This is a genomic window from Pseudoalteromonas sp. P1-11 (assembly GCF_001399995.1).
In the GTDB taxonomy this organism is placed as follows: Bacteria; Pseudomonadota; Gammaproteobacteria; order Enterobacterales; family Alteromonadaceae; genus Pseudoalteromonas; species Pseudoalteromonas atlantica.
The window spans coordinates 215,241-226,808 of record NZ_LJSP01000005.1; the positions used below are offsets into that span (position 1 = coordinate 215,241).

Consider the following 11,568-nt stretch of genomic DNA (forward strand, 5'->3'; position numbering starts at 1 on the left):
TAGGCAAAAATACTATACTAAAAGCCTCCATATTGGGGGCTTTTTAATGGGACATATAAAATGAAACACGTAACAAAAGTGCATTATCATAGCGTGAGTAAAAACCTAGATGTTTACTTTGATGATGACAGTATGACTGTATTTAGCTGCGAGTTTTTACGCGTTCACTCTCCCTCGGCCGAAGTGCAAGGGCATGGTGCAGAGCCAATGAAGTTGGTACTTAATAAACAACATGTTGGTATAAAAAAGATTGTACCGGTGGGGCATTACGCACTTAGATTAGACTTTGATGATGGTCATAACAGCGGGCTATTTAGCTGGAGCTACTTTGAAACACTACAAGCGCAGCACGAAACCTTGTGGGATAAATACCAAGCGCGTCTTGCCGAGCACGAACAAAACAAAGACAGCGTACCAATAAAGTTTGTTCCCTAAACCTTATTGGCTTTTTAAACGCTACACTGTATTACACTTTAAACTTATCAATAGCCGCAAATAATACGCGGGCTTGTTCAGAGACTTCTTCACTGGTTTGCGCATTATTAACTGCATGCTCAGAGGCATCTTGGGCAATGTCTCTAATGCGTACTACATTTTTGTTCACCTCTGATGCCACCTGACTTTGCTCATCAATAGCAACGGCAATTTGAGTGCTCATTTCCATTATGGTTTGCACATCTTCGGTAATAGCGCCGAGTAAATCACCCGCTTTAATAGCTTGTGAAGCACTTTCATCACCTTGCGAGCGACATTGATGCATAATACTTACTACCTCTTGCGTGCGTTGCTGAAGCGTATTAATAATGCCTTCAATTTCACTGGTAGACTCTTGTGTACGTTGCGCAAGCGAGCGTACTTCATCCGCTACAACAGCAAAGCCTCGCCCTTGCTCACCAGCACGAGCGGCTTCTATCGCGGCATTCAATGCAAGTAAATTGGTTTGCTCTGCAATGCCTCTGATCACATCGAGCACTGAGCCTATGGTTTCACCGTCTTTTTCAAGTTGCGATACCACACTTGATGCGTTACCTAACGACGAAGACAAATCGCGTATGTGCTTAACCGTAGAGTCTACTTCATTACGCCCTTGCTGCGCGCTTAAATTGGTTGACTCTGCTTTTTTAGCGGCAGCTTCGGTATTATGAGAAATATCTTGAATCGTTGCCTGCATTTGCGTAGCCGCAGTGGCAACCATATCCGCTTCGTGTAACTGCTCTTGCATGCCTGAACTTGTTGCAGAGGTACTTTCAGATAAGTGCTCTGTTGCCACATTTAACGTATTAAGCGCGGTATTCACTTCGTTTATGAGGTTTTTAAAATCGCCTATTAAACTATTAAAGTCCGAGGTCATAATGGTAACTTCATCATTACCTGTTTGCTCTATCATTACGCTTAAATCGTTATTACGGCGTATGTCGTTTATGGTGTGATATACCCGCTCAATAGGCACAATAATCGAGTGGCTAGTAAAGTACACCAGCGCCAACACTATAATGCCCGAAATAACAAATACAACGATGGCAATAAACTGCGCTTGGTCAACGCTTTTCTCAACTTCCAGCTTGGTTGACTCAACAATTTGACCAACAACCTGATCGCTTTTTTCTACGTTAATACGCATAACGCCTAGTGCACCAGAGTCTAAATCGAGCCCTAACTGCGTTTGTGCCTTTACAAGATTTTGAAAAGCACTTTGATACGTATCTATTAAAGGGCTTATTTGCGACTTATAACTACTTTGCAAATCAGCTTGGGTAATTTTTTGTTTAAACGTACTAATAAGTTCGTTAAAGCGAGTTAAGTATTTTGCATCAAAGCGCAGCATAAAATCTTTCTCAGCGCGTCGCAGCTGTAGCATTGCCGATAAAAGCTCAAAGTTATCTTGCTCTTTTAATAGCACCTCAACTTCGTGCACTGCAGTTCTGAGCTTGCCATACAACCCATCTTTAGGGTTTAAACCTATCTGTTGCTGTAACCTAACAACCTCTGAAAAATTGTTGTTGTAGTTAGTAATAAGCGTATGAAAATGCTCAATTTGCGCTGTGGTAATGCCCTGCTGTTGCATTACCTCCTGCAGCTTTTTGATTTTAGTGCTTAGCTGTTTAAAATCCTTATCAAATGATGTAAGTGCTTCCTGCTGCTTGTAAAAAAGAAAGTTTTTTTCATGCTTTCTAAGCTCTAGTGCATGTACGTTGAGCTCTTCTGCAAGCTGAATTGTTTTATTCAGATTGAGTGTTACGCGCGACTCATAAATTATCACACACAACAAAATGACCATTGCCAGACCGACTACCACTGCATTAAGTTGCAAACGCCTTTTAATGGTTAAGTTTTGTAAAAAATTCATTGAAAACACCTATATTTAATATGCACTAATAGTGTAGTACGTTCTGGCGCTTTATATTGAACTTTTTATTAACTTTTTATACATATAACTCATGCTTTTAGATTAACACTCCCCCATAAATCTTTATGCAATGAGTGAGTGTCATGCCACTGTTTATTAAGTAGCCATTTAACCAAAGGGGCAGGATCACTGGGAAAATTAATTTGTTTGTTTTGCGGGGCACTATTCCAATCATCCAGCGCTTGCGGGTTTAAATAATTCATTACATGGGCCATTTTCATCGCCCGCAATGTTTGTGCATTTGCATCTTGTTCAAACTGACCATCAAGAGGTTTAAGTAATAATTTTTTCCCAAGCTTTAAGGCCTCACTTGCCAGCTCAAAGCCTGCATTACCAATTACGCCACTGGTATTTGCTAAGTCGTTTAAAAACCCCGCTCGTGAAGGAGTGCGCAAATGAATATGCCCAAGGGATTTATCCTGCGCATGCGGGTGGTAACAGTAAAACTCTTTTTCTGGGAAGTCCTTTAAATAATCAATAATGTTGTCGAGGTTCTCAAAGGGTAAATACACCAGCACTTTATTCATAACGGCGACAGGATTGCCATGGTCATGGTTTGCAATAAAGGGCGGTATAATATTATCTGCAAAGGGCTGCCAATGTACGCCTAAATAGGTGCTTGCTGGCGCGTAGTGCTTAATGAGAGATTTTCTAAATAAACCGCGGCCAAACATAGGCACGCTATTAGATAAAAAGGCCGCCTGGTGACTAATACCAACTACAGGCACGCCTGCACGCTTTGCAGCCCAAGCTGAAATAGGCTCAAAGTCATTTAAGACAAAATCGTATTTTTTTACATTAAATGATTTTATATCGTTAACTAACTTACACACACGGGCATTTTTTAATGTTTGATAGCTTTTTACTTGGCCATTTTTAGTGCTAAACGATAACCCTCGAAACGTTTTGTAATCAGCAAAGTCCTGCATATCAAAGTAGTCTTTTTCAGGGCGCCCTGAAAAAACGTAATCTACATCTATACCTAACTCTTTAAAACAACTTGCCATAACACGGGCGCGCGTAATGTGGCCATTACCTGTGCCTTGTATGCCGTATAATATCTTCATACAGGCACCACCAAAGCAAGCGCAAATAGACCACATGAACTGCCAATAACAGCGCCAATTATTATATCTGCCGGAAAATGTACGCCTAATACTACGCGAGAAACCGCCACCCCCGATGCCCAACTAAACCAAAGCCACGCATACTCTGCAAAAAAGTGACTCAATATTACCGCAACTAAAAATGCTGCTGCACTGTGTCCCGAAGGCAAACTAAATTTGTCACTAGGCACAATATACGCATTACTGACTAAGCAATCACAGGGGCGGATTCGGCCAAAGCTACGTTTTGCTAAAAAATAAATAGGCCTTTCAATTGCAAACCCCAGTAACACCGATATTGGCAATAACTGATGCTGCTCATTGGTACTTAGCCACCAAACAGCGCCACACATAAGTAAATATAAACCACCATTACCACTTTTAGATAAACCAAGCGCAGCCGTTTTCAGCCATTTGGGTGAATTATAATTAAACAGAGTTAAAAAGAGTTGTTCATCCATTTGAGCCATTTTTTTAAGCACGTTATTGTCGTTCATTATTTACCCTTAGCTGCACAATATCTAACCATAGTTAAAGCTTAGTGGCAGAAAATAACAATTGAGTGACGCTTTTAAGACACTATTGTTGCCATTTCTAATTTCGGCATTTTTTGAATAAATTTACTGCTATTAAGTCGTTGTTATTGCATATAAGGAGGGTATACTGAGGGTAACTTATGTACCCTTTGAGGATAAAATAATGGATTACAGCACTTCTGACTTATGTGACTTTTTTGCCGATGTGGTTGACGTGCTTGAACCGATGTTCATCAACTTTGGTGGTCGACACACGTTTGGCGGCCGAATTAAAACGGTTAAATGTTTTGAAAATAATGAACTGATCCGTGAAATACTCTCACAAGACGGTACTGATCAAGTACTACTTATCGATGGTGGTGGCTCAACACGACGCGCCCTTATCGACATTGAACTTGCAGAGCTTGCGCTTGATAACAACTGGAACGGCATTATTGTATTTGGTGCTGTGCGTCATGTAGATGAGTTAGAAGAAATTGATTTAGGTATTCAAGCGATTGCATCAATTCCTGTGGCCGCCGACAGCGAAGGCGCTGGTGAAGATGGCATTGGCGTTAATTTTGCTGGTGTGTCGTTTTTTGATGACGATTTTATCTATGCAGATAGTACTGGCATTGTATTATCAGCAGAAGAACTTGAACTAGAAGTTATCGAAGAATAAAGTAACAAGCAGTGCTCAATAGAGCACTGCTTACGCCACCACGAATAATTTTTGCTGCTCAACACGGATTCAACACAGTGCACCCTACCTTAAAAGTGTATGATGAAAACGCCGTTAAACCCTATTGCTCCACACGCGTTAACGAAACAAAAACTTGGCAGTCTGTTGCCCTATTAGACACCCATGTAAATGTACAACAAGCCCTTAACGATGCAGCGCAATTTGGTATTCGCTACGTATTACTTGGTATATGTGAAGATATAGGCCCTCGCGCTAATTTAGGCAATGGCGGCTCACATCAAGCTTGGCCCGCTTTTTTACAATACTTTTTGAACCAACCAGTTAACCAGTTTAACGCGACCCAGCAGGTATTGCTGTTAGGCGAAATTGACGTTGATGATGTAATGGCGCAAGCGCAAGGCTTAAATAACCAGCATGCTGAAGAGCTGGCCCAACTACGCAAACTATGCGCAACAATAGATGAGCGAGTAGAGGCGGTATTAACGCTTATATTTAATGCGGGCCTTGAGCCTATTATTATCGGCGGTGGGCACAATAATAGCTTTGGCATACTCAGTGCTTTAAGCAAACATAGTGGGGCTTCAGTTAACGCTATAAATTTTGATCCCCATGCAGATTTACGGCCTTGCGAAGGTCGCCACAGCGGCAATGGTTTTAGCTATGCTTTGAGGAACAATGCATTGCAGCAATATCATATTATTGGCCTGCATGAGCAAAAAAATAACCAAGCCATTTTTGACTTAATCGCGCAAAATCAATGTAGTTTTCACAGCTATCAAGCTATTAATATACGCCGAGAAATATCACTAACCAATGCCGTACAGCACGCCTTAGCAGCGTTTAATAATGCGCCACTTGGTATTGAACTCGACTTAGACAGTATTTCATTTTTACCGGCCAGCGCGTATACATGCTGCGGCTTTAGCGTTAGTGATGCTGAGCATTATGTGTATTTAACAGCAAAACACAGCACTGCCCGCTACCTACATTTGTGTGAAGCTGCACCGCTAAATCACCCAGCTGGGTTAACAGCAGGTATGCAAAGCTGTGGGCAAATTATTAGTGCATTAGTTAATGCCTACTTACATGCAAAAACGCGTTAATTTCAATTAGCTTAATTAACCGCTGCATTTATAAGGCAGCTGAATTACGTTACTGGCTTAGCTAAAAATGGTGAGTAATTCTATCGCAGCGAATTGCTGAGTTCCCCTTACAAAATAATTATTGCAGCTGGGCATAACTTATTGTGTTTGGTGGGCCTGCCACTGCTTTAGCCAACTCATTAAGCCAATGCTGCTTAACGGGTGGCCAAAATAATAACCTTGTGCTGCGTGCGCTTTTAAACTTTTTACAAACTTTAATTGGTCTAAGGTTTCAACGCCCTCAAAAATAACCTTGGTATTTTGTTGGTTATGCATTTCAACCATACCGCCTACTAGGCTGCGAATATTATTTTGATTGCTAAAATCTGCAGTAAGCGATGGCGCCACCTTAATGTATTCAACAGCTAGATTTGGCAGCTTAGAAAGAACAATGGGGTTATCGCCTAGCCCATCAACGCATATTTTTAAACCTATATTATTTAATCGGGCAATCATCGCACGACCCTTATTATCTAAATCTGTGAATATATGCAGCGGGCATTCAACAATTAAATCTCCGTGCTGTAAGTTGTGCTCACTCACCACACTATCTACAAACTCAACAAACTCTTCGTTCAGCATTTCGGGGCCAAATAAGTTAATGCTCAGCGGTATAGCAATTCCCTCTATACGCAACGCCATGGCAAGCTCTGCAGCTCGCTCTATAACAAATTTAGCCAGTGGGTAAGCTAAACCCGCAATATGAATATCATCAATAAATCGGTGGGCAGATAAAATACCTTGTTGAGGGTGCTGCCAACGCAACAGAAGTTCTAAAAACTCAATTTGGCCGTCGTCATTGCGAATAATAGGCTGAAAATAAAGTTCAAGCTCGCTTACAAAATCAATATTAGCCAGCTCTTTTAAACGGGCTTGCTGCTCAAGTTGCTCAACCATCATTTGTTGATGGTACACAACCACAGCTTTTTTAGGCTGACTATCAAGGGCTAAGTATGCACACGATACTAAGTTATCAAAGTTAGCATCTTGCTCATCGCAATTAACGTAACTCGCCCTTGCTTTTACCTCTACGGTACAATTAGCAACGTTAAACGGCTTAAGTGTTGCGCCAATAATTTGCTCAATGATGTGTTCATGGCTATGTTTGTGCACAGCTAAGCTGCAAATAAAGGCAAAGTTAAGACCCCCTAAATGCGCCAATTTTTCTTGGCCACCTAAATCAATCACATTGTCGTTATTTAGTAAGTCTTTTATTCTGTTGGCCGATTGTGCCAAAAGCAAATCACCAAAATCTCTGCCTATGTGCTGATTAACTTGCTCAAACCCTTCTAGACGAACAATCACCAGTGCTGCTTCTAGCTGTTTTTCTTTACACCAGCTGTAATAGCCTTGGCGTAACTGCTGTTTATCTGCAAATGCAGCAAGAGGAGAGTCATCTTGGTACGGCTCAGGCTCATTAATGTTATGCGAATCTTCAACTTTAGGCTCTTCTTCCTCGCTCATTAGCCCTACAACCGCTAGCAGAATAATAGCCACCACCACCCAAAATAGGGGCACGTCCATGAGTAAATGCGCTGAAAACAACACCACAAATAGCAACCCTGAAACGGCGCTTGTGATAATCATGCTCCAACTATTACGCTCAAACGCTTGCCATAAATGAAAGCAAAAACCAAAAGCGAGCAATATTGCTAACCAAGCAGCCCCGCTACTTAAAATGGCTAAACCGACAGCGCCTGTACATAAGTAACTAAATTTAATACTGGTATTTTTAACCGCAAATAACGTAGCGACCATCGCCATTAACAGCGCGCCGCTAAAAAATATTGGAAAGTTACTGTCAGTCAAAATACTCAAGCTTACGCCACTCCACTAGCTATAAAATTTAATAAAAGCATGTTAAATATGGACAAAAATAATACAAACTAATTAATTCTACCCAAAATCCATAGATTTAACAGTTTATTTACGCCAAATTGGTAACTTAATTGTGCAGGGTGACCTATTTGCCAGTGCGCAATATCAGCCCTTGCACCAACCTTTAGCACGCCTCTGTCTTTCAAACCTAGTGCCTGCGCTGCATTGCGGGTTACTCCCGCAAGGGCCTGCTCAGGGGTGAGCCTAAATATAGTACACGCCATGTTCATCATTAATTGCACAGAACATAAAGGCGAGGTGCCTGGGTTAAAGTCACTGGCAATAGCAATAGGCACATTGTATTTTTGCAGCAAATCGATGGGAGGGAGCTGTGTTTCTCGTAAAAAATAAAAAGCCCCAGGTAATAAAACAGCCACAGTGCCAGCCTCTGCCATGGCTTTTACGCCGTTTTCATCAAGGTACTCAATATGATCAGCTGAAAGGCCTTTATACTCAGCCACCAGCTGTGCGCCCTGCTGATTAGAAAGCTGCTCAGCATGGCATTTTACCGGCAAGTTATGTTTTGTAGCTGCATCAAACACTTGTTTTGTTTGTGCAAGACTAAAGCCTACATTTTCACAAAATACATCCACAGCATCGACAAGGTTATTAGCCACTACGTGCTCAAGCATCTGCGTACATACTAAATCTATGTATTCATCTGCACGGCCTTTGTATTCAGGGGGTAGCGCATGTGCACCTAAAAACGTGGTTTTAATATCAATAGGATGATGCTCATTAAGCAAACGCGCCACTTCTAAAATTTTTATTTCGTTTTCAACATCAAGCCCGTATCCCGACTTTATCTCAGCAGTCGTTACGCCCTCGGCAAGTAAAGTGTTTAAGCGATCTTTTGCATCAACAAATAACTGCTCATGATCTGCCGCGCGAGTGGCCTTAACGGTACTGGCTATACCGCCACCTTGTGCAGCTATTTGTTCATAGCTTACACCTTGTAAGCGCTGCTCAAATTCCTCAGCTCGGGAGCCTGCAAATATTAAATGTGTATGGCAATCAATAAGCCCAGGCGTTAACCATTGCCCTTTAATACTTAATGTAGGGGTAGCAAAGGCATCAAAACTGGGTAAGTTTGATTGCTCACCTAACCATACAATTTCGCCGTTTTTAATCGCCAGTGCCGCATTTTCTATAGCCCCATAAGGTGCATCTATTGTGCCATCCATGGTTGCTATGTTGGCATCAGTTAATAATAAGTCGAGATCTTCTAAGGTGTAACCCGTTGTTTTATTTTGCATACTTAGCTCCCTAACGTGCTTAAAATACAGTCTAACAATACACCTTGTATATACAAGATAATTATGCCATCTTTATTAAATAGTTTATTTTAAGTACAGCTAATAATAGTAATGACCACACCTAAATTTGCACAAATAAAACAATTTATTGTCGATAAAATAAAAAATGGCGCATGGCAAGAAAACCAACGTGTCCCTTCAGAAAACGAGCTTAGCAGCCAATTTTCTGTAAGCCGTATGACCGCAAGACGTGCACTGAGCGAATTAACAGATGCCGGTATTTTAACGCGCAGCCAAGGGTTAGGTACGTTTGTAGCAAGTTTTAAATCGCAGTCGTCACTACTTGAAATTAAAAACATAGCCGATGAAGTAAAAGAACGTAACGGGCAATACAGCTGTAGTGTGCAAGTGCTTGAATCAATCAATGCGGTAGCACCCATAGCCATTGCGCTTGGCGTTGAAGTAGATAGCCTGGTGTATCGCAGTGTGCTTGTACACAATGAGAACGACAAACCACTGCAAGTTGAAGAGCGATTTGTAAACCCAGCTTTAGCCGCGGGTTATTTACAACAAGACTTTAGCGCCCTCACCCCGCATGAATACTTATCGAGCGTAGCGCCGCTCACACAAGCGCGCCACACAGTGGAAGCGGTTATGCCCAACTCGCAAATGTGCCAATGGCTTAACCTGTATAACGAAGAGCCCTGCTTACAGGTTATTCGTCGTACTTGGTCTACAAAAGGCATAGTAAGCTTTGCTCGCTTAGTATCACCGGGCAGTAAATACCGTTTGGGCGGGCACTTAACATTTAAAAAATAATAACAACGTAACGCTCAAGGGCGTTTTTTTGTAGCTGACCATCTTGTATATACAACAGGAGAAATTCATGAACAACCGGCTCGACACACACCGAGAAATCCGCGCGCCTCATGGCGATAAAATTAGCGCTAAAAGTTGGCAAACCGAAGCCGCTAAACGCATGTTAATGAACAATTTAGACCCTGATGTGGCAGAGCACCCTCACGCGTTAGTGGTATATGGCGGTATTGGCCGTGCGGCAAGAGACTGGCCAAGCTTTGATAAAATAATTGAAACCCTTGATAGGCTCGAAAACGACGAAACCCTGCTTGTGCAATCGGGTAAGCCCGTGGGCGTATTTAAAACCCACGAAAACGCGCCGCGCGTTCTCATTGCTAATTCTAACCTGGTGCCACATTGGGCAAATTGGGAGCACTTTAATGAGCTCGATAAAAAAGGCTTAATGATGTATGGGCAAATGACCGCGGGCTCTTGGATTTATATTGGCTCACAAGGCATAGTGCAAGGCACTTACGAAACCTTTGTAGCAATGGCAAAACAACACTTTGGCGGTAATGCAAAAGGTAAATGGGTTTTAACAGCAGGCCTTGGCGGTATGGGAGGTGCCCAACCACTCGCCGCGACGATGGCAGGTTTTAGCGCATTAGTTGTGGAATGCGACGAAACCCGTATCGATTTTCGAATTAAAACCGGCTACGTTGATGTAAAAGCCACGACACTTGAGCACGCGCTTGAGCTAGTTACCGATGCTTGCATTAAAGGCAAGGCGTTATCGGTAGGCTTATTAGGTAATGCTGCCGATATTTTTACTGCACTGGCAAACAGCAATATTACCCCTGATATAGTGACCGACCAAACCTCAGCGCACGACCCACTCAACGGCTACCTACCGCAAGGTTGGATCATGCAACACGCAGCAAAAATGCGTGAACAAAACCCACAGGCAGTGGTTAAAGCCGCTAAGCAATCTATGGCAGTGCAAGTAAACGCCATGCTAGCACTTCAAAAAGCCGGTGCTGCCACTACCGACTATGGCAATAACATTCGCCAAATGGCATTTGAAGAAGGCGTTACCAACGCATTTGATTTTCCGGGCTTTGTGCCTGCTTATATCCGTCCGTTATTTTGTGAAGGAATTGGCCCATTTAGATGGGTTGCGCTTTCAGGCGACCCCGAAGACATTTATAAAACCGATGCAAAAGTGAAAGAGCTTATCGCAGAAGATACCCACTTACATAACTGGCTTGATATGGCACGTGAGCGCATTCAATTTCAGGGGTTGCCAGCGCGCATATGCTGGGTTGGTTTAAAAAACCGAGCCCGCCTTGCACTGGCCTTTAACGACATGGTTAAAAATGGCGAGCTTAAAGCGCCGGTTGTAATTGGTCGCGATCATCTCGACTCTGGCTCTGTAGCAAGCCCCAACCGTGAAACCGAAAGTATGCAAGATGGTTCAGACGCCGTTTCTGATTGGCCGTTACTTAATGCTTTGCTTAATACTGCGGGTGGCGCAACGTGGGTGTCGCTGCACCATGGCGGCGGAGTGGGCATGGGCTTTAGCCAGCACGCAGGCGTGGTTATTGTTGCTGATGGTAGTGAACAAGCCGCGCAACGCATAGCTCGTGTGCTTTGGAACGACCCTGCTACCGGCGTTATGCGCCATGCTGATGCAGGCTACGACATTGCAAAAAATTGCGCGCAAGAGCACCACCTAGATCTCCCTATGCTAAACAAGGAATAGT

The 11,568-nt window shown here is 42.7% G+C and carries 10 protein-coding genes; 5 read left to right on the top strand and 5 right to left on the bottom strand.

The genetic code is table 11. The features are described 5' to 3' along the window. The first annotated feature begins 60 nt into the window (after positions 1 to 60). Complete coding sequence (locus AN390_RS11445; protein ID WP_055254643.1) at positions 61 to 435, top strand: gamma-butyrobetaine hydroxylase-like domain-containing protein; 375 nt, start codon at positions 61 to 63, stop codon at positions 433 to 435. A 31-nt stretch (positions 436 to 466) separates the two neighbouring features. Here the strand turns inward: AN390_RS11445 and AN390_RS11450 are convergent, their stop codons facing one another. The 3 genes from AN390_RS11450 to AN390_RS11460 form a co-directional block, all read right to left on the bottom strand. Beyond that, positions 467 to 2,347, bottom strand: a complete 1,881-nt coding sequence (locus AN390_RS11450; protein WP_004589333.1) for a methyl-accepting chemotaxis protein — start codon at positions 2,345 to 2,347, stop codon at positions 467 to 469. 89 nt (positions 2,348 to 2,436) lie between these two features. Continuing rightward, positions 2,437 to 3,474 (bottom strand): MJ1255/VC2487 family glycosyltransferase, encoded by a 1,038-nt coding sequence (locus tag AN390_RS11455; RefSeq protein ID WP_024031313.1) that lies wholly within the window; start codon positions 3,472 to 3,474, stop codon positions 2,437 to 2,439. Beyond that, positions 3,471 to 4,010, bottom strand: coding sequence for a phosphatase PAP2 family protein (locus AN390_RS11460; RefSeq protein ID WP_029771744.1), 540 nt, complete (start codon positions 4,008 to 4,010; stop codon positions 3,471 to 3,473). Before AN390_RS11460 ends, AN390_RS11455 begins: the two co-directional genes overlap by 4 nt. Before the next feature lie 202 nt (positions 4,011 to 4,212). Between AN390_RS11460 and rraA the strand changes: the two genes are divergently transcribed. Next, positions 4,213 to 4,710, top strand: a complete 498-nt coding sequence (gene rraA / locus AN390_RS11465; RefSeq protein ID WP_004589330.1) for a ribonuclease E activity regulator RraA — start codon at positions 4,213 to 4,215, stop codon at positions 4,708 to 4,710. A gap of 77 nt (positions 4,711 to 4,787) precedes the next feature. Continuing rightward, the gene (locus tag AN390_RS11470) at positions 4,788 to 5,834 is read left to right on the top strand and encodes a formimidoylglutamase (RefSeq protein WP_055254645.1); all 1,047 of its coding nucleotides are present in this window, start codon (positions 4,788 to 4,790) and stop codon (positions 5,832 to 5,834) included. Between the two features lie 138 nt (positions 5,835 to 5,972). On the opposite strand, the gene AN390_RS11475 is transcribed toward AN390_RS11470, so the two are convergent. Together AN390_RS11475 and hutI are read right to left on the bottom strand one after the other, a co-directional pair. Continuing rightward, positions 5,973 to 7,637, bottom strand: a complete 1,665-nt coding sequence (locus tag AN390_RS11475; protein ID WP_029771746.1) for a GGDEF domain-containing phosphodiesterase — start codon at positions 7,635 to 7,637, stop codon at positions 5,973 to 5,975. Positions 7,638 to 7,759: 122 nt separating this feature from the next. Beyond that, positions 7,760 to 9,007, bottom strand: coding sequence for an imidazolonepropionase (gene hutI / locus AN390_RS11480; RefSeq protein ID WP_055254647.1), 1,248 nt, complete (start codon positions 9,005 to 9,007; stop codon positions 7,760 to 7,762). 111 nt (positions 9,008 to 9,118) lie between these two features. Between hutI and hutC the strand changes: the two genes are divergently transcribed. Beyond that, positions 9,119 to 9,826, top strand: a complete 708-nt coding sequence (hutC, locus tag AN390_RS11485) for a histidine utilization repressor (RefSeq protein ID WP_054982938.1) — start codon at positions 9,119 to 9,121, stop codon at positions 9,824 to 9,826. A 67-nt stretch (positions 9,827 to 9,893) separates the two neighbouring features. Beyond that, positions 9,894 to 11,567, top strand: a complete 1,674-nt coding sequence (hutU, locus tag AN390_RS11490) for a urocanate hydratase (protein WP_055254649.1) — start codon at positions 9,894 to 9,896, stop codon at positions 11,565 to 11,567. Position 11,568 lies beyond the last annotated feature (1 nt).